The following is a 21,981-nucleotide window of genomic DNA, read 5'->3' on the forward strand; positions in this document are numbered from 1 at the left end:
CGACTTTTTTTGCGCCTGCGAACGTACCGTCCCCAATGCCTGACCAACCTCTGTCTTTTCAGGGCCTTATCCTGAAACTCCATGACTATTGGAGCCGTCAGGGCTGCGCGATTCTGCAGCCGTACGACGTGGAGGTGGGGGCGGGGACCCTTTCGCCCATGACCGTACTGCGGACCTTGGGGCCGAAACCGTGGAAGGTGGCCTACGTTCAACCCTCCCGCCGGCCGGCCGACGGCCGCTATGGCGAGAACCCCAACCGGCTGCACCAGCACCATCAGTACCAGGTGATCCTGAAGCCCAACCCCGAGAACTTGCAGGAGCTCTACCTGGGCTGCCTCGAGGCCATCGGCATCGATCCGAAGGTGCACGACATCCGCTTCGTCGAGGATGACTGGGAAAACCCGACCGTGGGGGCGTGGGGGCTGGGTTGGGAGGTCTGGTGCGACGGGATGGAGATCACCCAGTACACCTACTTCCAGCAGGTGGGGGGCCTGGACGTCTTCCCCGTGGCCGGGGAACTCACCATCGGTCTGGAGCGGCTGAGCCTGTACCTCCAGAACAAGGACAACGTCTACGACCTGAAGTTCAACGACGAGTTCAGCTACGGCGACATCTATCTCGCCAACGAGCAGCAATTCTCGGCGTTCGAGCTGGAGGTCGCCGACGTCGCGACCCTGAAGCGCCAGTTCGAGGATATGGAGCGCGAGGTCCCGCGGATCGTCGCCACCAAGGGCCGCCAGGGCCAGTCGCTGGCGCTGCCCGCCTACGACCACGTTCTGAAGGCCAGCCACCTGTTCAACATCATGGACGCCCGCGGCGCGATCGCCGTGGCCGAACGCCAGAGCTACATCGGCCGCATCCGCGACCTCTGTAAGATGTGCGCCGAGGCGTGGGTCGCCGACCAGGGCGGGAACGCTTAAGCATGCCCCAGCTCCTGCTCGAACTGCTCTCCGAAGAAATCCCCGCGCGCATGCAAGCCGGCGCCGCGCGCGACCTGGAGCGCATGGCCCGCGAACGCCTCGCCGCCGAAGGTCTGCTGCCCGAGGCGCTGAAGACCTTCGCCGGCGCCCGCCGCCTGACCCTCGTGGCCGAGGGGCTGCCCGAGGCCCAGAAGGATCGCCATGAAGAGGTGAAGGGCCCTCGGACCAGCGCGCCGGAACAGGCCCTGGAGGGCTTCCTGCGCAAGAACGGCCTGGCGAAGACCGACCTGACGGATAGGGACGGGGTCTGGTACGCCCACATCCATCGCAAGGGTCGCCCGACGCCCGAGATCGTGGCGGAGATGGTCGAGGGGATCGTGCGCGACTTCCCCTGGCCGAAGTCGATGGTCTCCGGGGTCAGCAAGCTGCGCTGGGTGCGACCGCTGCGACGCGTTCTCTGCGTCTTCGATGGCGAGGTCGTGCCCTTCCACATCGAAGGCATTCCCAGCGGCGACACCACCCAGGGCCACCGGTTCATGGGCTCAGGCCAGTCGTTCAAGGCCAAGGACTTCGACGCCTACGCCGACAAGCTCGAGAAGCACTTCGTGGTGCTGGACGTCGAGGAGCGGAAATCCCGGATCCTCGAAGCCGCCAAGACGCTCTGCTTTGCCCGCAACCTGGAGCTCGTCGAGGACCAAGGCCTGTTGGACGAGGTGGCCGGCCTGGTGGAATGGCCCGTGCCCGTGCTGGGCGACATGGACCCCGCGTTTTTGGATCTGCCGGCCGAGGTGATCCGTACGTCGATGCGGGTGCACCAGCGCTACTTCGCTGTCCGCGATCCCCGCACGGGCAAGCTCGCGCCGCATTTCGTGACGGTGGCCAACATCGACGCCACCGACGGCGGCAAGACCATCGCCCTGGGCAACGCAAAGGTGCTGTCGGCCCGCCTGTCGGACGCGCGGTTCTTCTGGAACGAGGACCGCAAGGTTCGCCTGGAAGATCGCCTGGAGAAGCTGAAAGGCGTCACGTTCCACGCCAAGCTCGGCGCCATGTACGAGCGCGTCGAGCGGCTGGAGATGATGGCCGCCGCACTCGCGCCCCGGGTCGGCGCCGATCCCGCCAAGGCGACCCAGGCCGCGCGCCTGGCCAAGGCCGACCTCGGCACGGGCGTGGTCGGGGAGTTCCCCGAGCTGCAGGGGATCATGGGCGGCTACTACGCCGAGGCCGAGGGCCTGTCCCCCCTGGTGGCCGAGGCCATCCGCGACCATTACAAGCCCGCCGGCGCCAATGACGACGTGCCGGATCGCCCGGTGACCATGGCCGTCGCCCTCGCGGACAAGCTGGACACCCTGACGGCGTTCTTCGCCATCAACGAGAAGCCCACCGGCTCGCGCGACCCGTTCGCGCTGCGCCGCGCCGCCCTGGGCGTCATCCGGATCGTGCTGGGGTCGGAACTGCGCGTCCCCCTGCGCCAGGCGGTGGCCGACTGGTACCGGTCGCTGCGCTGCTTCGTGGACCCGGGCCGGGCGTTGTGGGTCTCGACGCCCAAGGTCACCGTGCACCTGGGCGCGGGCGGCCGGGCCAAGTCGCAGGAGTTCGAGGTCTATCTGCGCGAGTTCGACGAGGCGCTGCTGGGCGGCGGGCCGCAGGTCGTGGCCATGGACCGCGACGTCGACATCGTCTTCGACCGCCTGGAGCGCGAGAAGCCGACCGGCAAGGTGCTCTACGAGTTCCGTCCCTACGACGAGGTCTCGGACGAGATCGTGGCCTTCTTCGCCGACCGGCTGGAAGTCTGGCTGCGCGACCGCGGCCAGCGACACGACCTAGTGTCCGCCATCTTCGCCCTGGGCGACGACGACCTCGTCCGCATCGTGGCCCGGGTGAACGCCCTGGACGCCTTCCTCAAGACCGAGGATGGGGCGAACCTGCTGGCCGGCTACAAGCGCGCCGTGAACATCCTGAAGGCCGAAGAGAAGAAGGGGGCGCTGCCGGAGGGCGCACCCGCCCGGATGGCCTCGTCCTCGCCGGAGGAACTGGCGCTGATCGCCGCCGTCGCCGAGCTGGACGCCAAGCTGGATGCGGCGCTCGACTCCGAGGACTTCGCCGGCGCCATGCGCGAGCTTTCGAAGCTCCGCGCGCCGGTCGACGCCTTCTTCGACAAGGTGTTAGTAAATTCCACGGTATCCGAGGAACGCGACAACCGCCTCCGCCTTCTGGCGAAGGTTCGGGACGCCATGGGACAAGTGGCGGATTTCGCGCAGGTTACAGGCTAGCGAAGGGACTTCAGAGATGGCCGAGACGATGGTGAAGACGCGTTGGGTCTATGCCTTCGGCGGCGGGTCGGCCGACGGCGACGCCTCGATGAAGAACCTGCTGGGCGGCAAGGGCGCCAACCTGGCGGAGATGTCGTCGCTTGGCCTGCCGGTCCCCCCGGGCTTTACCATCACCACCGAGGCCTGCACCCATTACTACGCCAATGAGCGGGCCTATCCGGCCGGCCTGAAGGAACAGGTGGCCGAGGGCCTGAAGAAGGTCGAGGAACTCACCGGCAAGCGCTTTGGCGACGCGGCCAATCCGCTGCTGGTCTCGGTGCGTTCGGGCGCCCGGGCCTCGATGCCGGGGATGATGGACACCGTCCTGAACCTGGGTCTCAACGACGAGACCGTGGAGGGGCTGGCCAAGCTCTCCGGCGATCGCCGCTTCGCCTTCGACAGCTACCGCCGGTTCATCCAGATGTACTCGAATGTGGTCCTCGACCTGGACCACCACATGTTCGAGGAGATCCTCGACGACCATAAGGACCGGCTGGACGTCCACGTGGACACGGGCCTCACCGCCGAGAACTGGGAAGCGGTGGTCGCCGACTACAAGCGCGCCGTCGAGGACGAGCGCGGCGAGCCGTTCCCCCAGGACCCGAGCCAGCAGCTGTGGGGCGCCATCGGCGCCGTGTTCGCCAGCTGGATGAACGACCGGGCCAAGTTCTACCGCCGCATGCACGACATCCCCGAGAGCTGGGGCACGGCGGTGAACATCCAGTCGATGGTGTTCGGCAACATGGGCGACGGCTCGGCGACCGGCGTCGCCTTCACCCGCAACCCCTCGACGGGCGACAACCGCCTCTACGGCGAGTTCCTGATCAACGCCCAGGGCGAGGACGTGGTGGCGGGCATCCGCACGCCCCAGCCCCTGACCAAGGTGGCCCGGGAGGAGATGGGCGACATCAACCCCTCGATGGAGGAAGCGCTTCCCGAGGTGTTCGCCCAGTTCAAGGACGTGGTGGGCAAGCTGGAAACCCACTACCGCGACATGCAGGACATCGAGTTCACGGTCGAGCAGGGCCGGCTCTACATGCTGCAGACCCGCAACGGGAAGCGCACGGCCAAGGCGGCGCTGAAGGTGGCGGTGGATCTCGCCAACGAGGGCCTGATCAGCAAGTCCGAAGCCGTGATGCGGGTCGAGCCGGGCTCGCTGGACCAGCTGCTGCACCCGACCATCGATCCCGCCAGCCCGCGCGACGTGATCGCCACCGGCTTGCCGGCCTCGCCCGGCGCGGCCACCGGCAAGGTGGTGTTCACGGCGGAGGAGGCCGAGAAGCTGGGCGGCTCGGGCGAAGCGGTGATCCTGGTGCGCGAGGAAACCAGCCCGGAGGACATCCGCGGCATGGATGCGGCCCGCGGCATCGTCACCGCCCGCGGCGGCATGACCAGCCACGCGGCCGTGGTGGCCCGCGGCATGGGCCGTCCCTGCGTTTCCGGGGCCGGCGAGATCCACATCGACGCCAAGGCCCGCGAGTTCCGCGCCCGGGGCAAGACCATCCGCGAGTACGACATCGTCACCATCGATGGCTCGACCGGCGAGGTGCTGCAGGGCGCCGTGAAGATGATCGAGCCTGAGCTGTCGGGCGACTTCGCCGCCTTGATGGCCTGGGCCGACGAGGTGCGCCGGCTGAAGGTCCGCGCCAACGCCGAGACGGCGCTCGACGCCCAGACCGCCCGCCAGTTCGGCGCGGAGGGCATCGGCCTCTGCCGCACCGAGCACATGTTCTTCGACCCCGCGCGGATCGCGGCGGTGCGGGAGATGATCCTGGCCGACGACGTGGCCGGCCGGAAGGCGGCGCTGGCCAAGATCCTGCCCATGCAGCGTCAGGACTTCGTCGAGCTGTTCAAGATCATGGAGGGCCTGCCGGTCACCATCCGGCTGCTCGACCCGCCGCTGCACGAGTTCCTGCCCCACACCGAGGAGGACGTGCAGGCCGTGGCCGAGGCCACCGGCCTGGACGCCGCCAAGCTGCTGCGCCGGGCGCAGGAGATGCACGAGGTGAACCCCATGCTGGGCCACCGCGGCTGTCGCCTGGGCGTCTCGTACCCTGAGATCTATGAGATGCAGGTCCGGGCCATCATCGAGGCCGCCTGCGAGGTGGCCGCCGAGGGCCGCACGGCCCCGATCCCCGAGATCATGCATCCGCTCGTCGCCAAGGGCGAGGAGATGAAGTTCCTGCGCCAGCTGACGGACCGCACGGCCAAGGAAGTGCTGGCCGAAAAGGGCGTCGCCATCGAGTACATGGTCGGCACCATGGTCGAGCTGCCCCGCGCCGCCTTGCGCGCCGCGGACCTGGCCGAACACGCAGAGTTCTTCTCGTTCGGCACCAACGACCTGACGCAGACGACGTTCGGCATCAGCCGCGACGACTCCGGCCGGTTCCTGAACGCCTATATCGAGAAGGGCATCTTCGAGAAGGACCCCTTCGTCAGCCTGGATCAGGAAGGCGTCGGCGACCTGATCAGGATCGCTGCCGAACGGGGCCGCGCCGCGCGTCCCGGCGTCAAGCTGGGCATCTGCGGCGAGCATGGCGGCGACCCGGCCTCGATCCAGTTCTGCGAGAGCGTCGGCCTCGATTACGTCAGCTGCTCACCCTACCGGGTGCCGATCGCCCGCCTCGCGGCGGCCCAGGCGGCCATCGGTGAGCGCGAGAAGGATCGCTAGCGCAGTCGCAGTTGCTCCCCCGTCGGGGGAGCTCCCGCGGAGCGGGTGAGGGGGTCCGCTCAGGACGGCCCCCTTTTCTGCGTCCAACGTGCGAGGGTTCAGTTCCGCATTCTGAGCGGACCCCCTCCGGCGCTGCGCGCCACCTCCCCCAGCGGGGGGAGGAACTTTCCCTACCAGTTCCAGTCCTTCGCGCTCGCCCGGCAGCCGCCATCCTTCCAGCCCGTCCAGCCGCGGCCGCGCACCACCTGGCCGGGGCGCGCCGTGGTGGGCTCGCCGTTCGCCAGCGCGAGCTGACCGTTCACCACCACCTCGCTCACGCCGGTGGAGAACTGGTGCGGCTTCTCGAAGGTGGCGTGGTCCTGGATCGTCGCCGGGTCGAAGACCACCACATCGGCGTAGTTTCCGACCCTGAGCTGGCCGCGGTCGCGGAGGCCAAGATTATGCGCGGGCAGGGCCGCCAGCTTCCGGACCGCTTCGCTTAGGGTCAGCCGCTTCTCGTCCCGGACGTACTTCGCCAGCAGGCGCGAGAAGTTGCCGTAGGCGCGCGGGTGGGTGGACGACAGGGTGAAGGGATCCTCGGGCGCCTGCGCCTCGGCGTCCGAGCCGAAGCTCATGTAGGGCAGGGCGACCTGGCGGGCGACGTTGGCTTCCGACATCGAGAAATAGACCACCTGCACGCGGCTGCCGTCCTCGATCACCAGGTCGATGGCCGCGTCCTCGGGGCTGACGCCGCGATCCTTGGCCACCTGCGCCAAGGTCTTGCCGGTGAGCGGCTTCAGCTTCGGGTTCTTGAAGCCGACCAGCAGGGTGCCCTCGGCGCCCGCGCCGCGCTGGAGGTTCTCGAAGGTGGGCGAGCCGGAGCGCATCTCCTCGATCACCTTGGCCCGCGTGGCGGGGTCTTTCAGGCGCGAGATCCACGCCTCCACCCCGCCGGCCTGAACCCAGGTCGGCATGGCCGCATCCAGCCCTGTTGAGCTGGCCGGATAGGTATACATGTCGGTGGTGATCCGTAGGCCCGAGGCCCGCGCCGCCTCGATTTTTGCCAGGGCTGCGTCCAGCTTGTCCCAGTTGGCCCGGCCCGAGGCCTTCAGGTGGTAGATCTCGGCCGGCGCGCCGGAGCTGCGGGAGATCTCGATCAGCTCGTCGATGGCCTCGAGCAGCCGTGCGCCCTCCGAGCGCATGTGGCTGATGTACATGCCCCCGCAGCGGCCGGCCTCCGTGACCAGCGCCGTCAGCTCCGGCGTCTCGGCGAACGTGCCGGGGGCGTAGATCAGCGACGAGCCCACGCCTAGCGCCCCGTCTTCCATCGCCTTCACCACGATGGCCCGCATCTGCTGCAACTGCGCCGGCGTCGGGTCGATGTCGCCTTCGCCCAGCACGTTCACCCGCACGGTCGCGGCGCCCACGAACGAGGCGACGTTCACCGAGACGCCCTTGGTTTCCAGGAACCGCAGGTACTCGTCCAGCGTGGTCCAGGTGATCGGATACTTGATGTCGCCCTGTCGCTTGAGCTCCAGCGCCTTCATCTCCGGCGTCAACGGGCCCATGGACGAGCCTTCGCCCATCACCTGCAGGGTCACGCCCTGGCGCAGCTCGGACTGGGCGCGCCCGTCCTGGATCAGGCTGTCCGTCGACCAGGACAGCATGTTGACGAAGCCGGGCGCGACGGCCTTGCCCTTCGCGTCCACCACCGCCTTCGCCGTACCCGGGCAGGCGCCCACGCAGGCGATCCGTTCGCCCTTGACCGCCACGTCGCCGCGCAGGGGCGCGCCGCCGGTCCCGTCATAGATCTCGCCGCCCCGGATGATCAGGTCGTAGCGCGGCGCCGAGCCCGCCGGCGATGAGATCAGGGCTGCCGTAGCCGCCAACAGAACCAAGCGAAACTTCATTCGACCTATCCCACGTGTCATCCCGGTTTCGCGAAGCGAAGACCGGGACCCCGAGCGCCTGAATCGGATTGTGCGCACGGCGCCGGCGTCGCGCGCAACCAACTCTCGCCGAGATCGTGGTCCCGGTCTTCGCGTGCCGCGAAACCGGGATGACAATGGAGGGTGGGGCTATCGCTTCCTCACGAACACCGTCCCCGCCGAATACCCCGCCCCGAACGAGCAGATCAGGCCGGTCTCGCCCGCCTGGAAGTCGTCGCTGGCCTTGTGGAAGGCGATGATCGAGCCGGCCGAGGAGGTGTTGGCGTATTCGTCCAGGATGATGACGTTTTCGCCCGGCGCCGGCTCGTGTCCGAGGACGCGCTTGCCGATCATCTCGTTCATGTTGATGTTCGCCTGGTGCAGCCACAGGCGTTTGAGGCCGTGCGGGTCGATCCCCAGGTCGGCGGCGTGCTCCACGATCATCTCCGAGACCATCGGCACCACCTCGCGGAAGACCTTGCGGCCTTCCTGGACGAACAGCTTGTCCGGCGCGCCGATCCCTTCGGGGGCTGCGCGGTTCAGGAAGCCAAAGTTGTTGCGGATATTGTTCGAGAACTGGGTCTTCAGGCGCGTGCCCAGGATGTCCCAGCCGCCCGCGGCGTCCGCGGCCCGCTCGACGATCACCGCGGTCGCCACGTCGCCGAAGATGAAGTGGCTGTCGCGGTCGCGGAAGTTCAGGTGCCCGGAACAGATCTCCGGATTGACCATCAGCACGGCGCGGGCGCCGGAGGCCACGAAATCGGCGGCGGTCTTGATCCCGAAGGTGGCGGACGAGCAGGCGACGTTCATGTCGAAGGCGAAGCCCTCGATGCCCAGGGCCTGCTGCACCTCGATCGCCATCGCCGGATAGGCGCGCTGCATGTTCGAGGCGGCGCAGATCACCGCATCGATCCGGCCGACGTCCTTGCCCCAGCGGGCGATGGCTTCCCTTGCCGCCGCCACGGCGATCTCGGCCAGGACCGAGATCTGGTCGTTCGGCCGCTCGGCGATGTTGGGGGCCATGCGCTCGGGATCGATCAGGCCCGTCTTGTCCACCACGAAGCGGCTCTTGATGCCGGAAGCCTTCTCGATGAACTCGGCTGACGAGGGGGTCAGCGCCTGGACCTCGCCGGCGGCGATCGCATCGGCGTTCCGGGCGTTGAACCGCTCGACATAGGTGTTGAAGGTCTCGACCAGCTCGGCGTTCGAGAGGCTGTTCGGCGGCGTGTAGAGCCCCGTGGCGGCGATCACCGCGTCGGTCATTCGGTTTCCTTCCGGACTTTGGCCGCCTGATTACCACGCCCGTTGCCGGCGTCACGGGGCGATGTGGCCGCAAGGACACAGACACCGATTGAACAAACCTTCGCCAAAGAACCGTCCGGCCCGGGCCGCGTTTGGCGTCGATCCCTGATGGGACTGGGCGGGCTGTCCAGAACGAGTACGGAGTTCCTCCCCAAAATGAAAAAAGCTCTCATCGCCACGGCCTCTCTGGCCGCCATCGCTGTCGTTCCCGCTGCGGCCCAGGCCCAGATCGCGTCCACCGCCGAGGTGCCCACCGGTGTCTATGCCAACATCAACGCCGGGATCGCGGACGGCGGCCAGGCGGACCTTGGCGTGATCGGCGGCCGTCTCGGCTATCGCTTCAACAACTTCCTCGGCGTCGAGGGCGAACTCGCCACCGGCCTGAAGAGCGACACCGACACCATCGGCGGCGTGGACGTGAACACGAAGCTGAAGCACTCGGCCGCCGTCTACGGCGTGGGCTTCCTGCCGGTCGGCCCGAACACCGACCTCCTGGCCCGCGTCGGCTACGGCACGACCAAGCTGCGCGCCAAGGCCGCCGGCGTTTCGGCCTCCGATTCGGAGGAATCCTGGAACTTCGGCGTGGGCGCCCAGCACCACTTCGACGGAGTGAACGGCGTCCGCGTCGACTTCACCCGGCAGGAGTTCGAGAACGACGCCGGCCACGCCAACGTCTGGACCGTGGGCTACACGCGCCGGTTCTAGGCCTGAGGGCTTCGGGCGTCGGCGCGTTCCCAGTCCCTCCCAGGGACGTCGGCGCCTGAAGGAAGGCCGCTCCCCGCGAAGGAGCGGCCTTTTCCTTGACCGGGCGCGGCCGGACGCCCACGGTCTTCGAAACGAAGGTTTGGGAGGGACCGCGATGAACGAGGCCTTCTTCGTTCAACTGGCGCTTTCGGCGGCTGCGGTCGGCGTGCTGGTCGGCATCGCCGCCTGGGCCAAGATCGCCCGCCCGGCCGGCCCCCTGGACGAACATAGGGCTCGTGGCCTTTTCGAGTACGAGTTCCCCGGCCGGCGGCTGGACGCGGTCTGGGTGGCGTCTGACGGGGCGGGGGCCCTGGCCAGGTCCGGCGGGCTCGCGCTGGTCATCTGCCAGGTGGGCGACGGCTTCGCGGCCCGCCAGATTCCCTGGGCCCAGGCCATTTCGTCCAGCTTCAGGAACGGCAAGCTGTGCGTCGACCTGGCGGACGTCGCCGCGCCGCGCGCGACCCTGTCGCTGCCGTCCTGGCCGCCCAAGGACCTCGCCGCATGAAGGCCGAGTTCGACCCGGTCACCCTCGCCACGCCCTTCTTCATCCTCTCGATCATCCTGGAGATCGTGCTGGCGCGGATGGGCAAGGCCCAGGCGCGCTATGAGACCCGGGACACCGCGGTGTCCCTCACCATGGGGCTGGGGTCCACGGTGGCTGGCGTCTTCACCGCCGGGCTGGTCTTCGCCGCGACGGTATGGGTCTACCAGCACCGGCTGTTCACGATCCCGATGACGGCGGTCTGGGCGTGGGTGGCGATCTTCCTGCTGGAGGATCTGACCTACTACGTCTTCCATCGGGTCAGCCACGAGCGGCGGTTCTGGTGGGCCAGCCATGTGAACCACCACAGTTCGCAGCACTACAACCTGTCCACGGCGCTGCGGCAGACCTGGACGGGCGGCGTGGCCGGAACCTGGCTGCTGTGGCTGCCGCTGGCCTGGCTCGGGTTCCCCCCGGCGATGATCGCCATCCAGAAGGGGATCAGCCTCGTCTACCAGTACTGGATCCACACCGAGGCGATCCGCAGGCTACCGCGCTGGTTCGAGGCAGTGTTCAACACCCCGTCGCACCACCGGGTGCATCATGCGCGTAACCCATTGTATCTGGACAAGAATTACGCTGGCATCCTGATCATCTGGGATCGCATGTTCGGCACCTTCCAGCCGGAGCTGGACGAGGAGCCCTGCCGCTATGGCCTGGTGAAGAACATGGCCACCTTCAACATCCTGCGGGTGGCGTTCCACGAATGGGCCGGGATCCTCCAGGACGTCGTCCGCCATCCCCGCCACGCCATGGGCTACATCTTTGGGCCCCCGGGCTGGAGCCACGACGGCAGCCGGGAGACCAGCGCCATGATCAAGGCGCGCGCCGCCGAGGTTCCGGCGCCGCCTGCGAGCGGCGTTCGCGAAGCGGCCTGACGTCAGTCCCGCAGCAGCGGCAGGCTGAGGCCGCTCACCGGCCGCGCGCCGAGAATTTCCCGCCGGAAGCGGAACAGCTCGGCGGGGCGCCCGCCCGTCTCGGCGTCGAGGCGGCCCAGGCCCTCCACCAACTCAGCCCGTTCCAGGGCGCGCCGGAAATTCTGCTTGTGCAGGGGAACCCCGGCGATGGCCTCGACGGTCCGCTGCAGGGCCGAGAGGGTGAAGGCGTCGGGCATCAGCTCGAACACCACCGGCCGATACTTCAGCTTGCCGCGCAGCCGCCCGAGGGCCGTGGCCAGGATGCGGCGGTGGTCCGAGATCATCGGCTCCCCCAGGGCGGCCATCAGGGCTTCCGCGCGCGCCGGCGCGGCCTCGCCGCGGTCGCGCGCCGCCTCGGGGGCCAGGCCGGCCTCGTAGAGCAGCTCATAGCGTTCCAGCACGCGCTCCTCGTTCCAGGGCGCGCCGTCCAGGGCGAACAGCAGCCGGGCCCGCGCCAGCTTCTGCGCATCGTTGCCCGCCCAGGTCCGCAGGGCGGCTTCCACGGTGTCGAACGCCGCGGGGCGGCCTGTGCGCCAGTCCTCCCAGGGGAAGATCCGCGACCAGGGCCGCCATTCGCTGCCGGCGAAGTGCGTGTCCACGGCGGCTGGGGCCAGGGCGAGATAGCCCACCGAGATCACCCGTGCGGCGGAACTGCCGTCGCCCAGGTCCGCGAGCGGGGCGTCGCGGCCCTTGTCGCCGAAAGTGTAGAGCTGCTCCACGTATCCGAGATCGAAGCGCGTCTGCTCGGTCACGAAGGCCCGCAGAGCCAGTTCGAACGTCCGATGGCCATCGGGATCGAACGGACCGAACGGCAGGCCGAGGTCGCCGCCAGCCGCCTTTTGCCGCACGGTCAGCACGACGGCTTCGCCCTCCTTGATGGCCACCACCACCGCCGACAGGCCGATGACGAGCAAGCTGGTCATTCCGTGTCGAACGCCTGGGCGTGGGCGACGTAGCCGGCCGCCTCGGACAAGACCTCGAACCGGCGGACGTAGTGCGCCTGGGCCTCGAACGGCGCCTGCGGCTCGATCGTCAGCGTGTAACCCGCCGGGGGCGCGCCGAAGAAGTCCAGGCTCTCGGCGTGGCTGAAGCCGGCCAGTTGGGTGGCCTCGAAGAAGGCGCAGGCGCGGTCGGCCTGCTTGATCAGCTTCTTGATCGCCAGGGGCGTCTTGGCCGGCAACCCGAAGCGGACGTGGATGGCCGTCTCCAGCCGCTCTTCGAAGACCTTGTAGTCGACGCCCAGGGCCGCCTTGAACGGGCTGATCATGTCGCCGATCACATATTCCGAAGCGTCGTGCAGCAGGGCGGCCAGCCGCCAGCGGGGCTCGATGTCGGGCTGGATGTGGGCGACGATCTCCTCGACCACCACCGAATGCTGGGCCACCGAGAAGGCGTGCTCGCCGACGGTCTGCCCGTTCCAGCGCGCCACGCGGGCCAGCCCGTGGGCGATGTCCTCGATCTCGATGTCCATGGGCGAGGGGTCGAGCAGGTCCAGGCGACGGCCCGAAAGCATCCGTTGCCAGGCCCGGGGCGCCTCCTTCGTGCGACGCAGCCCTTTCCTCACACGCGCATTCCTTCCACTGTCGAGGTCGTGAACTGGCCCAGAGACTGACAAAGATCAATCCGGGCCGGTCCAGCATAGAGGATGATGGGGCGTGAAAGGGATGCACACATGAGTTGGGCCCGCATCATGGCGCCGCTTTCGGGTGGCCAGGGGGACGCCGCCGCGGTGAAGGCCGCGGCGATGATCGCCGCGCCGTTCGGGGCGGAACTCGCCTGTGTCTACACCCCGGCGGATGTGGCCGACGTCATGCCCTGGATGGGCGAGGGCTTCCTCGGCGGCGTCCAGACGACGGCGCTGGAATCGCTCAAGGAGGCCACGGCCGCGGGCGAGATCAACGCCCGCAAGGCGGCCGACGGCGCAAACTACGACAAATGCCAGTTCGTGGCGCTGCAGACGCCGGTCTGGGCCGGGCTTTCGGCCGAAAGCCGCCTGTCGGATGTGGTCGTCTTCACCAATGATCCCGCACGTGGCCGCGGGCCTCTGGCCGAGGCGTTCCAGCAGATGGTGGCCGACGAGCAGCGCCCGGTCCTGGTCGCCCGCGAGGGCCTGAAGGTCGGCGGCGTGATGGCTGTGGCCTGGGACGGCGGCAAGGAAGCCTCCCGCGCGGCGCGCCTCGCCACCCCGCTGCTGGAAAAGGCGTCCAAGGTGGTGATCATCGCCGCGCCCAAGGCCAGTTCCCGCACCTTCGATCCCGCCCGTCTGCAGAGCTACTACGCCGCCCGGGGCGTCACCTCGGAGGTGCAGCTTCTCACCGACAGCGGCGACGCCGCGCCGGCCATCCTCCACGCCGTGGCGGCGGCGGGAGCCGACATCCTGGTGGCCGGCGCGTTCGGCCACCCGCGGCTGCAGGAGTTCATCTTCGGCGGGACCACCCGCACGTTGTTGAACTCGGACAGCCCCAGCCTGTTTCTCTCACACTAGAATTCCTATCTCACTGCCAGGAGGTGATTTCATGTCCCTGTCGCGTATCGTGATGCGGCTCGCCCGCAACCCCGGGACCGAATTCGCCGGGGGCGACGACCATCGCGGATACTCGCTGACCGCTCCGCTCACCCCGGACGGGATGCTGGACGAGGCGGCCTATGGCAAGGCGCGGGACGCCTGCACCGTGCGCCGGTTCGCGCCGGACGAGGATCCGATCGACGGCCGCCTGGCGCGAAAGGGCCAGCGCTGGTTCTTCGACTACGATGAGGACGATTCCGCCGACGACGAACCGGTCCACCGGCTGGGCCAGCACCGGTTCGCCGTGGGCGAGTACGTGACGGTCACGGATGAGGACGGCCGGCCGCTGACTTACAAGGTGGTCGAGGTGCAGCCGGCGGCCTGACCGGCTTAGCCTTCGCGCTTCATGCGTTCCTGGCGGGCGATCTCCAGCGGATTGGGCTCGAGCGTGCCGAACGAGCCTGTCTCCACGGCGCCTGCCGGTTCGTAGACGCTGAGAACCGCCCCCTTCGGCGAGGTGGCGGTGCGTGTCAGCTTCAGGGTGGTCGGGGCCGCGCGCTCGCCGAAGAGGCGCTTCCCGCGACCGAGGATGACCGGATAGGTCATCAGCCGGAATTCGTCGATCAGTCCCTCCGCCATCAGGGTCTGCAGCAGGTCCCCACTGCCCTGGGTGAGCAGCGTGGGCCCATCCTGCTGCTTCAGCCGGGCCACGTCGGCTGCGGCGTCGGTGAGCGCCACCGAATTGGCCCAGGTCATCGGCGCGCCCGTCTGCGTAGCGACGTACTTGGTCACGCGGTTGAACGGGGCGGCGGTCGGGTTGTCTTGCGGCATGAAGGGCCAGTAGGCGGCGAAGATCTCATAGGTCTTGCGGCCGAGCAGCAGGTCGAAGGGAGTGGCGAACAGCTCGCTCACCCATCCGCCGTTCACGTCGTCCGAGTGTGGCCAGAGCCAACCTCCGAAGCGGAAGTCGCCGGTGGGGTCTTCCGTGGGCATGCCGGGGCTCTGAATCACGCCATCGAGGCTTACGAAGGCTGCGGCCACAAGCTTTCTCATCCTGCTGCTCCAATCTGGACGACTGCAGCAAGGACGAGCCCGCGCCTGCCGAGCCGACAGGCGCGGGCAATTTTTCCCAAGGGCGCGATCAGACCCCGCCGTTCTTGCGGACCAGCTTCTTCACGTCGGGATAGAGGTCTTCGCCGTCGGGTCCTTCGGACTTGGAACGTACGACAGCCACCGTCAGCGGCCCGCGCTTGGGCCCGCCGGCCTCGTAGCCGACGAAACGGTAGCCCTCGGGCAGGTCGCCGCCGGTGTAGATGAAGGTGGCCCGAAGCCCGCGCTTCTCCGGATTCAGCGCCTCGCCGCGGAGGCGGACATCGCGGCGCACGCGGATTGTGGCCGTGTCTTCGCCGGCGTCGATGTTGACGGGGCCGACGCGGATTTTGGCCGTGTCGTCGCTGTCGTTGGCTACGATGTGGATCCCCGGCAGGTCGATGCGCGTCGTGCCGCCGTCGCCCTCGGTGATCACGGTCTTGCCGTTCTTCATCTCGACGTTGACCGCGTCCACCGGCTTGCCCTCGACCTTCAGGTCGAGGTCGAGGCCCTTGGTGTCCGCGGCGGCCTGCTTGGCGGCCGCCTCCGCAGCGGCGACCGAAGCGGTGGAACCGCCGGCCGCATCGCTCGTCGCCTGATCCGCGGCCGCCTTCTGTTCGGGAGTCAGGCGGTTGGCCAGCAAGTTGGCCTCGATCGCCGATAGCGTCGAGTCCACGCCGCCCTGGGTCGATACGAGCTGCAGGGTGACCTCGGCGCCGCCTTCCGCCGCATAGGTGCAGGTCTTGCCATCCGAGGAGGCGGAGGTCCGGGTCAGCTCGCCCTGCTTCATCGGGCACTCCAGCGCCGCGCGCGCCGCCGGGACCTTGGGGCCGCACGCCGCGGCGGTCAGGGCCAGGGCCGAGGCGCAGGCGAGATATAGCGGCTTCATGAAAAAGGGCTCCGTCCGTTCCTTCGAAAAGGTGGTCGGAGCCCTTCGAAAAGGCGAGTGAATTCGGCGTAACGCCGAAGGCTACTGCTGGCCCGGCCGCGCCGCGCCTTCACGCCGCGCGAGGAACGCCAGCCGCTCGAACAGGTGCACGTCCTGTTCGTTCTTCAGGAGAGCGCCGTGGAGCGGCGGGATCAGCTTGGTGGGATCCTTCTCGGCGAGGGCGTCGCCATCGATGTCCTCGACCATCAGAAGTTTCAACCAGTCCAGCAGCTCCGAGGTGGACGGCTTCTTCTTCAGGCCTGGCACCTTGCGCATGTCGTAGAAGATGCGCAGCGCCTCGGCGACCAGCTTGTTCTTGATCCCCGGATAGTGGACGTCGACGATCTCCTGCATCGTCTCGGCGTCGGGGAAGCGGATGTAGTGGAAGAAGCAGCGGCGCAGGAACGCGTCCGGCAGCTCCTTCTCGTTGTTCGAGGTGATGATCACGATGGGGCGGACGGCCGCCTTGATCGTCTCGTTGGTCTCGTAGACGTAGAACTCCATCCGATCGAGCTCCTGCAGGAGGTCGTTCGGGAACTCGATGTCGGCCTTGTCGATCTCGTCGATCAGCAGGACCGGGCGGCCCGGATGCTCGAACGCCTCCCAGAGCTTGCCCTTCTTGATGTAGTTCTTGACGTCCTTGACGCGCTCGTCGCCCAGCTGGCTGTCGCGCAGGCGGGTCACCGCGTCGTACTCGTAGAGGCCCATGGTGGCCTTGGTGGTCGACTTGATGTGCCAGGTGATCAGCTCGGAGCCGAGCGCCTTGGCGATCTCGTACGCCAGCACGGTCTTGCCGGTGCCGGGCTCGCCCTTGATGAGGAGCGGACGCTCCAGGGCGATAGCGGCGTTCACGGCCACCTTGAGGTCTTCGGTCGCGACGTAGTTGTCGGTCCCCTCGAAACGCTGACGGCTCATCTAGGCTCCCCGCGCGGGCGCCACGCCCACGTTCGAACAGTTGTTTGTCTGCGCCAGACTATAGTCCTGTACCGGATGTTCAAGCGGGTTCGCCCGTCCGTAACGGCAACGGACGGCCCATTGCCGGCGCGCGAGACGCGGAATAGTGCTTGGGTGGGACAGGCGGCTCCTTCGAGGCAAATCGGATTGAACCTGGCGATCCTTCAGGCGCGGATGACGTCCAGCCGGCTCCCGGGCAAGGTCATGGCCCCGGTGCTGGGCGAGCCCATGATCGGTCGCCAGCTCGAAAGGCTTGGCCGCTCCGCGCGGATCGGTCGCATCGTCGTGGCCACCAGCACGGATCCCTCGGACGATCCGCTGGCCGCCTATGTGACGGGCCTTGGGCATCTGGTCTTCCGTGGCTCGCTTACGGACGTGCTGGCCCGCTTCGCCGGCGCCATGGCCCTGGTTCCCGACGCCAACACCATCGTGCGGCTGACGGCGGATTGCCCGCTGGCGGACTGGAGCGTCATTGACGCGACCATCGACCGCTACCGCGACGCCGCCGCCGACTATGCCAGCAACACACCCGCCGTGCGGACGTATCCCCATGGGCTGGACATCGAGGTGATGCGCCGCGCGGCGCTCGAGACCGCCTGCCGCGAGGCCACGGATCCCTACGAGCGGGAGCATGTGACGCCGTTCATCTATCGACGGCCGGACCGGTTCCGCCTGGCGTACCTCTCACAGCCGGTGTCGCAGGCGCATCTGCGGTGGACCGTCGACTTGCCGGAGGACCTGGCCTTCGTGCGGGAGGTGTACGAGCGCCTCTATCCAGGCAATCCGGCCTTCACGAGCGCCGACGTCGCGGCGCTGGCGCACAACAGTTCGGGAGCGGCGGCATGAGCGCGCCACAGATCGTCCTGCGACCCGTCGAGGCCGTCGACAAGGCCCAGCTCCGCACCTGGCGGAACCTGCCGGAGATCTCGGCCTGGATGTACAGCGATCACGAGATCTCGGAGGGCGAGCACGAGCGGTGGTTCAACGCGGCCATGGCGGACCCCGGGCGCAAGTACTGGATCATCCAGCTCGACGGTCGTCCCGTGGGGCTGGCGAACCTGTACGATATCGCCCCGGCGCATCGAAAATGCTCCTGGGCCTACTACCTGGCCGACCCCGCCACACGGGGAAAGGGGGTGGGGGCCTTCGTCGAGTTTCAGGTGATCGAGCACGTCTTCCGCGATCACGGCCTCAACAAGCTGTGCTGCGAAGTGCTGATCGGCAACGAGGCGGTCTGGAAGCTGCACGAATCCTTCGGCTTCCAGCGCGAGGCCCTGTTCCGCGCCCATGTCTGGAAGAACGGCCAGCCGCTGGACGTGGTGGGGCTGGGGCTGCTGGCCGAGGACTGGGCCCGCGTACGGCCCACCAGCCTGGCCCGCCTGCGCGAGAAGGGCTTCGACCTGGCCTAGCCGCGCGCCCGGCCGTCGGGCCGTGCATATCCGAGGTCCGCAAGGTCGGCGTCGTCGACCTTCTTCGCCTCGAAGTCGGTGAAGTCGTCCTCGCCGCCTTCCACCGACAGGGCATCGCCCGTTTCCTCGAGCCCGTCGATGTCGGACGCTGGGACCCTGGCCTCGTCGAAGCCGCCATCCGGCCCCTGGCCGTCGAGATCGTCCTCGCGCTCGGCGGTGGCGGCGCGATAGTCGAGCTCGTTGTCTTCCTCGGTATCGCCGTCGTCGATGGCGGCCGGATCGAACTCGTCGGCGTCGAGCGCGAGCGCCTCGTCCTCGTCACGGTCGCCGGCGAGTTGGGTCAGGTCCTCGACTTCGGGGAGTTCCTCGAAGGTGCGCTCCTCACCGAGGCCGCTCCCGTCGTCGTCCAGCAGGGCGTCGAAGGCTTCGGCGCCTTCCTGGCCGTCCAGGTCGGGGGATTCGGACATTTCAGGGCTCCTCGCATTCGGCGCCGCAGCGACGCCTGAGCGATCAATCCCTGGGCGCGGTCAGCGTTCCGCGGCGAACGCCTCCACGGCCTCTCCAACGGACGCCATCACGGGCTCCCAGTTGCCGAAGGCGGTGGCGGTGAAGGTCCGGACCTGCGGGTACCAGGGGAAGCGGGCTGTCCCCAATCGTGTCCAGGAGCCCGGCGTGGAGATCAGCCAGGTCGGCGCGCCGGCGGCCGCGGCCAGGTTCAGGGTGGCGTTCTGGAAGCCCACGACCAGGTCCATGGCCGCGCAGAGGGCGGTCACATCGTCCAGATCCTGCTTCAGGTCGATCCCCGGCGGCGTCCAGATCCGCACGCCGTAGTCCCGCTCGGCCTGGGCGATCTCCTCGGAGCAGTCGCCGTACTGCAGGTTCACCAGGGTGACGCCCCGGGCCTTCAGCACCGGCGCCCAATCGGCGAAGGGCGAGAAGAAGCGGTGGCGCGCGCCGTTGTGCAGGTTGCTCTTCCAGAGCAGCCCAACCTTCACGCCGGCCGGCGCCTTGGCCAGTTCGCCCCGCCAGTATGCGACGCGCTCCGGGTCCGGCGTCAGGAAACCGGCGCGCTCGGGAAAGGCGCTGGTGGTGCGACGGAACTCGCGCAGCAGCGAGCCCATCGGCGTCCACAGGTCGTAGGCCTTGAAGTCCGTCACGAAGGGCAAGGTGCGGTAGGTGCGGCCCGCCTTGAGATAGGTGGCGTGCGGCCCGACCGTGGCCGTCGGGAAGCTGCGCTGGAAGAGGGTAACCAGCCTCGGTTCGACGGCGATGGTCAGTCTGCCCTCGGGGCCCAGGGCCTCGATCACGTCCGGCAGCAGGTTGGCGAACAGCACCTCGTCGCCCAGCCCTTGTTCGCCGACGACCAGCAGGGACTCGCCGCGCAGGTCCGCGCCGGGCGCCCAGCGCGCCACGTCGACCAGGAAGTGGGTGACGTCCGGGTGCGCAGGGTGAAGGCGGGCCTCGTACTCTTCCCAGCCCTCGCCGATGCGGCCGAGGGCGATGAGGATCGTCGACAGCGACAGTCGCATCATCTGCCGCTCGTGGTCGGCCATGTCGTGCCGAAGGGCGCCTTCGCAGAGCACGAGGGCCTCCTCGGCGTCGCCCTGGGAAAGCCTCGCGTTGCCGAGATTGTAGCGGGCCTTGGCGAAGTTCTCGTTCAGGCGGACGGCCTCGCGGAAGAAGATCTCCGCATTGGCGTAGTCGCCCTGCTCGGCCATCACGGTGCCCATGGTGTTCCAGAGCATGGCCACTTCGGGATTGGCGACGATCGCCGGCCGCAGCAGGTCGATGGCCTCGCCATAGGCCAAACGGTCGCGCAGGACGCAGGCGAGGTTGTTAGCGCCCTCGTGGTGGCCGGGGAACCGCGCCAGGAAGTGGCGGAAGAACTTCTCGGCGTGGTCCTTCATGTCGAGGCGATAGGCCAGGCGGCCAAGGTCGTTGGCGACCTCGGCGTGATCGGGCAGGAGGCGCAGCGCCGTCTCGTAGGCTGTGATGGCCGACCCGAAATCGCCGGCGCGCTCGCGGCTGATGGCCAGCAGATACCAGCCGAAGCCGTTGGTCTCGTCCTTCTCCAGCGCCTTGATCGCCCACTCGGCGCCCTCCTGATGCTTCTCGGCGTTCAGGGCGGCGACCGCGCGGTCCAGCATCGGCTTGACCGCCAGGGCGCGCAGCTCGCCCATCGCCTGGGTCAGCTTGGACAGCGCCTCCTTTGAGCCGGCTTCGCCCATTGGGCCACCCACCATCCTGGCGGCGCTGGCGGCAGGGCCCACCGCGCTCTCGAGCGCGAGGGCGGACGCGGCGCTGGGCGGGGCCTTGATGGACATCGGGCGGGGGACTCCGGAGGATCGTCCGTCAGATGCCGCGATCATGCTTAATTCCCGCTTAAGGCCTGCGGCGAAATAGGCCGGCAATCGGGCGTTAACGGTCCGTCGATAAGCGTGGGATGCGTTCGGACCGAAGGAGGGCGAATATGGTTCACACGAATCGCTTCGCCGATTCACAGGCTCCGAAAACAGGGGGCGGGACTTGCCGCTGAAGCTGTCACTGAGGCCTGGTGAGAAGTTCGTCCTGAACGGCGCTGTCGTTCAGAACGGCGACCGCCGGGCCGTGCTCGTCCTCCAGAACAAGGCTTCGGTCCTTCGCGAGAAGGACATCATGCAGCCCGACGAGGTGCAGACGCCCGCGCGGCGGATCTACTTCCCGGTGATGATGATGTACCTCGACGAGGGGGGCGCCGAACGCCACTACGACGAGTTCGTGCGCCGGTTGACCGAATTCATGGGGGTGATCACGAACCCCTCGGTGCTGGCGGACTGCGTGAACATCTCGAAGCACTGCATGGCGCGCGAGTACTACAAGGCGCTGATGCTCTGCCGGAAGCTCATCGAGTACGAAGACGAAAGGCTGGGGAATGTCCCTTCAGGCGTATCAACAGGCGGCGACGCGGGCTGAAAACCCCCGCGACATGGAATACCGCCTGTTCGCGCAGGTGACCCGCGCGCTGATGGAAGCCGCCGCCCTCGATCGTACGGAGGTAGGCAGGCGCGTCGACGCGCTCGACTGGAACCGCCGGATGTGGGCGACCCTCGGCGCCGATTGCGCCAACCCCCAGAACGGCTTGCCGGCGCCGCTGCGGGCCTCGTTCATCTCGCTCAGCATCTGGGTCAGCAAGCACACCACCCTGGTCATCCGGAACCAGGAGGAAATCGAGCCCCTGATCGAGATCAACCGCATGATCATGCAGGGCCTCGCCAGCCAGGGATCCCAGGCCGCGGCCTGACGCTCCGGCCCCCTTTCGCACATCTCAAGGCCGCGGTGACCCCGCGGCCTTTTGCTTGCGCGCCATGTGGTCGGCAGGTCCTGCCGGGCTGCAGAAATGGCTAACGGCTGCGATCTGGACGTCGCACGGCGTTATCCGGAAATGCAAATAAGAACAATAAGATGGCGGGTAACAGGCGTGGTTAATCCTGGCCCGGGACTTGCGTGGCTGTGCGTGGGCGAAAAATCGCCCGCCGGCAGAAGTCCGGACAACCCCTCCAGAATGGAAGGATCTACCCATGGCCAACTCGGTCAACACGAACGTCAGCGCGATGATCGCGCTGCAAAACCTGAACATGACCAATGCGGATCTCAACAAGACGCAGGGGAGGATCAACACCGGACTGAGGATCGCCAACGCCAAGGACAACGGCGCCGTCTGGGCTATCGCCCAGAACCAGCGTGCGACGTCCCAGTCGTTGAACGCCGTCCGCGAGTCGCTGCAACGCGGTCAATCCACGGT

General features: G+C 68.0%; 21 protein-coding genes and 1 pseudogene. 13 read left to right on the forward strand and 9 right to left on the reverse strand.

Annotated features, from left to right (window positions below; all coding sequences use genetic code 11):
* Positions 1 to 35 precede the first annotated feature (35 nt).
* The 3 genes from AX721_RS24425 to ppdK are packed head-to-tail and all read left to right on the forward strand — an operon-like array spanning position 36 to position 5,903.
* Positions 36 to 920: a glycine--tRNA ligase subunit alpha gene (locus AX721_RS24425; RefSeq protein WP_068878568.1), complete on the forward strand. Its 885-nt coding sequence runs from the start codon at positions 36 to 38 to the stop codon at positions 918 to 920.
* 2 nt (positions 921 to 922) lie between these two features.
* Entirely contained in the window at positions 923 to 3,193 is a 2,271-nt protein-coding gene (gene glyS / locus AX721_RS24430) for a glycine--tRNA ligase subunit beta (protein ID WP_068878569.1), read from the forward strand.
* Between the two features lie 16 nt (positions 3,194 to 3,209).
* Positions 3,210 to 5,903 carry a pyruvate, phosphate dikinase gene (ppdK, locus tag AX721_RS24435; protein ID WP_068878570.1) on the forward strand — a complete coding sequence of 898 codons (2,694 nt, stop codon included), beginning with the start codon at positions 3,210 to 3,212 and terminating at the stop codon, positions 5,901 to 5,903.
* Between the two features lie 170 nt (positions 5,904 to 6,073).
* Here the strand turns inward: ppdK and AX721_RS24440 are convergent, their stop codons facing one another.
* Both AX721_RS24440 and AX721_RS24445 read right to left on the reverse strand, forming a co-directional pair.
* A complete protein-coding gene (locus tag AX721_RS24440) occupies positions 6,074 to 7,792 on the reverse strand; it encodes an amidohydrolase family protein (RefSeq protein WP_068878571.1) in 1,719 nt (572 codons plus the stop codon).
* Between the two features lie 168 nt (positions 7,793 to 7,960).
* Positions 7,961 to 9,073, reverse strand: coding sequence for a beta-ketoacyl-ACP synthase III (locus AX721_RS24445; RefSeq protein WP_068878572.1), 1,113 nt, complete (start codon positions 9,071 to 9,073; stop codon positions 7,961 to 7,963).
* Positions 9,074 to 9,268: 195 nt separating this feature from the next.
* Between AX721_RS24445 and AX721_RS24450 the strand changes: the two genes are divergently transcribed.
* The 3 genes from AX721_RS24450 to AX721_RS24460 all read left to right on the forward strand — a co-directional run bounded on the left by AX721_RS24450 (position 9,269) and on the right by AX721_RS24460 (position 11,275).
* Positions 9,269 to 9,817 carry a porin family protein gene (locus AX721_RS24450; protein ID WP_068878573.1) on the forward strand — a complete coding sequence of 183 codons (549 nt, stop codon included), beginning with the start codon at positions 9,269 to 9,271 and terminating at the stop codon, positions 9,815 to 9,817.
* A gap of 154 nt (positions 9,818 to 9,971) precedes the next feature.
* Positions 9,972 to 10,361: a hypothetical protein gene (locus AX721_RS24455; RefSeq protein WP_068878574.1), complete on the forward strand. Its 390-nt coding sequence runs from the start codon at positions 9,972 to 9,974 to the stop codon at positions 10,359 to 10,361.
* The gene (locus AX721_RS24460; RefSeq protein ID WP_068878575.1) at positions 10,358 to 11,275 is read left to right on the forward strand and encodes a sterol desaturase family protein; all 918 of its coding nucleotides are present in this window, start codon (positions 10,358 to 10,360) and stop codon (positions 11,273 to 11,275) included. The genes AX721_RS24455 and AX721_RS24460 overlap by 4 nt, the downstream gene beginning before the upstream one ends.
* Positions 11,276 to 11,277: 2 nt before the next feature.
* Here the strand turns inward: AX721_RS24460 and AX721_RS24465 are convergent, their stop codons facing one another.
* Both AX721_RS24465 and AX721_RS24470 read right to left on the reverse strand, forming a co-directional pair.
* Complete coding sequence (locus AX721_RS24465; RefSeq protein WP_068878576.1) at positions 11,278 to 12,237, reverse strand: NAD regulator; 960 nt, start codon at positions 12,235 to 12,237, stop codon at positions 11,278 to 11,280.
* On the reverse strand, positions 12,234 to 12,878 hold the full coding sequence (locus AX721_RS24470) for a YfbR-like 5'-deoxynucleotidase (RefSeq protein ID WP_369796600.1): 645 nt from the start codon (positions 12,876 to 12,878) through the stop codon (positions 12,234 to 12,236). Before AX721_RS24470 ends, AX721_RS24465 begins: the two co-directional genes overlap by 4 nt.
* 108 nt (positions 12,879 to 12,986) lie before the next feature.
* Between AX721_RS24470 and AX721_RS24475 the strand changes: the two genes are divergently transcribed.
* Entirely contained in the window at positions 12,987 to 13,799 is an 813-nt protein-coding gene (locus tag AX721_RS24475; RefSeq protein WP_068878578.1) for a universal stress protein, read from the forward strand.
* 31 nt (positions 13,800 to 13,830) lie between these two features.
* On the forward strand, positions 13,831 to 14,205 hold the full coding sequence (locus AX721_RS24480; RefSeq protein WP_068878579.1) for a hypothetical protein: 375 nt from the start codon (positions 13,831 to 13,833) through the stop codon (positions 14,203 to 14,205).
* A gap of 5 nt (positions 14,206 to 14,210) precedes the next feature.
* Here AX721_RS24480 and AX721_RS24485 read toward each other — a convergent pair whose 3' ends face one another.
* The 3 genes from AX721_RS24485 to AX721_RS24495 form a co-directional block, all read right to left on the reverse strand.
* A complete protein-coding gene (locus AX721_RS24485) occupies positions 14,211 to 14,873 on the reverse strand; it encodes a dihydrofolate reductase family protein (RefSeq protein ID WP_068878580.1) in 663 nt (220 codons plus the stop codon).
* Between the two features lie 88 nt (positions 14,874 to 14,961).
* Complete coding sequence (locus tag AX721_RS24490) at positions 14,962 to 15,798, reverse strand: hypothetical protein (RefSeq protein ID WP_068878581.1); 837 nt, start codon at positions 15,796 to 15,798, stop codon at positions 14,962 to 14,964.
* 81 nt (positions 15,799 to 15,879) lie between these two features.
* The gene (locus AX721_RS24495) at positions 15,880 to 16,752 is read right to left on the reverse strand and encodes a MoxR family ATPase (RefSeq protein ID WP_068878582.1); all 873 of its coding nucleotides are present in this window, start codon (positions 16,750 to 16,752) and stop codon (positions 15,880 to 15,882) included.
* A 186-nt stretch (positions 16,753 to 16,938) separates the two neighbouring features.
* Here AX721_RS24495 and AX721_RS24500 point away from each other — a divergent pair, with 186 nt between their 5' ends.
* Positions 16,939 to 17,637 carry a cytidylyltransferase domain-containing protein gene (locus AX721_RS24500; RefSeq protein ID WP_068878583.1) on the forward strand — a complete coding sequence of 233 codons (699 nt, stop codon included), beginning with the start codon at positions 16,939 to 16,941 and terminating at the stop codon, positions 17,635 to 17,637.
* Entirely contained in the window at positions 17,634 to 18,200 is a 567-nt protein-coding gene (gene pseH / locus AX721_RS24505; RefSeq protein ID WP_068878584.1) for a UDP-4-amino-4,6-dideoxy-N-acetyl-beta-L-altrosamine N-acetyltransferase, read from the forward strand. The genes AX721_RS24500 and pseH overlap by 4 nt, the downstream gene beginning before the upstream one ends.
* Here the strand turns inward: pseH and AX721_RS27625 are convergent.
* Both AX721_RS27625 and AX721_RS24515 read right to left on the reverse strand, forming a co-directional pair.
* Positions 18,197 to 18,667 (reverse strand): hypothetical protein, encoded by a 471-nt coding sequence (locus AX721_RS27625; protein WP_068878585.1) that lies wholly within the window; start codon positions 18,665 to 18,667, stop codon positions 18,197 to 18,199. The two genes, pseH and AX721_RS27625, sit on opposite strands and share 4 nt — an antisense overlap.
* Positions 18,668 to 18,727: 60 nt before the next feature.
* Positions 18,728 to 20,524 (reverse strand): tetratricopeptide repeat protein, encoded by a 1,797-nt coding sequence (locus AX721_RS24515; protein WP_068878586.1) that lies wholly within the window; start codon positions 20,522 to 20,524, stop codon positions 18,728 to 18,730.
* A 202-nt stretch (positions 20,525 to 20,726) separates the two neighbouring features.
* Here AX721_RS24515 and flbT point away from each other — a divergent pair, with 202 nt between their 5' ends.
* The 3 genes and pseudogenes from flbT to AX721_RS24530 form a co-directional block, all read left to right on the forward strand.
* A complete protein-coding gene (gene flbT / locus AX721_RS24520; protein WP_068878587.1) occupies positions 20,727 to 21,152 on the forward strand; it encodes a flagellar biosynthesis repressor FlbT in 426 nt (141 codons plus the stop codon).
* The gene (flaF, locus tag AX721_RS24525) at positions 21,112 to 21,480 is read left to right on the forward strand and encodes a flagellar biosynthesis regulator FlaF (RefSeq protein WP_068878588.1); all 369 of its coding nucleotides are present in this window, start codon (positions 21,112 to 21,114) and stop codon (positions 21,478 to 21,480) included. Before flbT ends, flaF begins: the two co-directional genes overlap by 41 nt.
* Before the next feature lie 277 nt (positions 21,481 to 21,757).
* Positions 21,758 to 21,981, forward strand: a pseudogene (locus AX721_RS24530) (flagellin); the annotation flags it as partial.

It is taken from the genome of Phenylobacterium sp. CCH9-H3, from assembly GCF_001557235.1.
Lineage (GTDB): Bacteria > Pseudomonadota > Alphaproteobacteria > Caulobacterales > Caulobacteraceae > Phenylobacterium.

Bases quoted from the DNA above. Each gene is read 5' to 3' on its own strand.
- AX721_RS24475 (WP_068878578.1), top strand. From the start codon at position 12,987: ATGAGTTGGGCCCGCATCATGGCGCCGCTTTCGGGTGGCCAGGGGGAC.
- AX721_RS24450 (WP_068878573.1), top strand. From the start codon at position 9,269: ATGAAAAAAGCTCTCATCGCCACGGCCTCTCTGGCCGCCATCGCTGTC.
- AX721_RS27625 (WP_068878585.1), bottom strand. From the start codon at position 18,667: ATGTCCGAATCCCCCGACCTGGACGGCCAGGAAGGCGCCGAAGCCTTC.
- ppdK (WP_068878570.1), top strand. From the start codon at position 3,210: ATGGCCGAGACGATGGTGAAGACGCGTTGGGTCTATGCCTTCGGCGGC.
- AX721_RS24460 (WP_068878575.1), top strand. From the start codon at position 10,358: ATGAAGGCCGAGTTCGACCCGGTCACCCTCGCCACGCCCTTCTTCATC.
- glyS (WP_068878569.1), top strand. From the start codon at position 923: ATGCCCCAGCTCCTGCTCGAACTGCTCTCCGAAGAAATCCCCGCGCGC.
- AX721_RS24485 (WP_068878580.1), bottom strand. From the start codon at position 14,873: ATGAGAAAGCTTGTGGCCGCAGCCTTCGTAAGCCTCGATGGCGTGATT.
- AX721_RS24445 (WP_068878572.1), bottom strand. From the start codon at position 9,073: ATGACCGACGCGGTGATCGCCGCCACGGGGCTCTACACGCCGCCGAAC.
- pseH (WP_068878584.1), top strand. From the start codon at position 17,634: ATGAGCGCGCCACAGATCGTCCTGCGACCCGTCGAGGCCGTCGACAAG.
- AX721_RS24440 (WP_068878571.1), bottom strand. From the start codon at position 7,792: ATGAAGTTTCGCTTGGTTCTGTTGGCGGCTACGGCAGCCCTGATCTCA.
- AX721_RS24495 (WP_068878582.1), bottom strand. From the start codon at position 16,752: ATGAGCCGTCAGCGTTTCGAGGGGACCGACAACTACGTCGCGACCGAA.
- AX721_RS24465 (WP_068878576.1), bottom strand. From the start codon at position 12,237: ATGACCAGCTTGCTCGTCATCGGCCTGTCGGCGGTGGTGGTGGCCATC.
- AX721_RS24425 (WP_068878568.1), top strand. From the start codon at position 36: ATGCCTGACCAACCTCTGTCTTTTCAGGGCCTTATCCTGAAACTCCAT.
- AX721_RS24455 (WP_068878574.1), top strand. From the start codon at position 9,972: ATGAACGAGGCCTTCTTCGTTCAACTGGCGCTTTCGGCGGCTGCGGTC.
- AX721_RS24490 (WP_068878581.1), bottom strand. From the start codon at position 15,798: ATGAAGCCGCTATATCTCGCCTGCGCCTCGGCCCTGGCCCTGACCGCC.
- AX721_RS24480 (WP_068878579.1), top strand. From the start codon at position 13,831: ATGTCCCTGTCGCGTATCGTGATGCGGCTCGCCCGCAACCCCGGGACC.
- AX721_RS24515 (WP_068878586.1), bottom strand. From the start codon at position 20,524: ATGTCCATCAAGGCCCCGCCCAGCGCCGCGTCCGCCCTCGCGCTCGAG.
- flaF (WP_068878588.1), top strand. From the start codon at position 21,112: ATGTCCCTTCAGGCGTATCAACAGGCGGCGACGCGGGCTGAAAACCCC.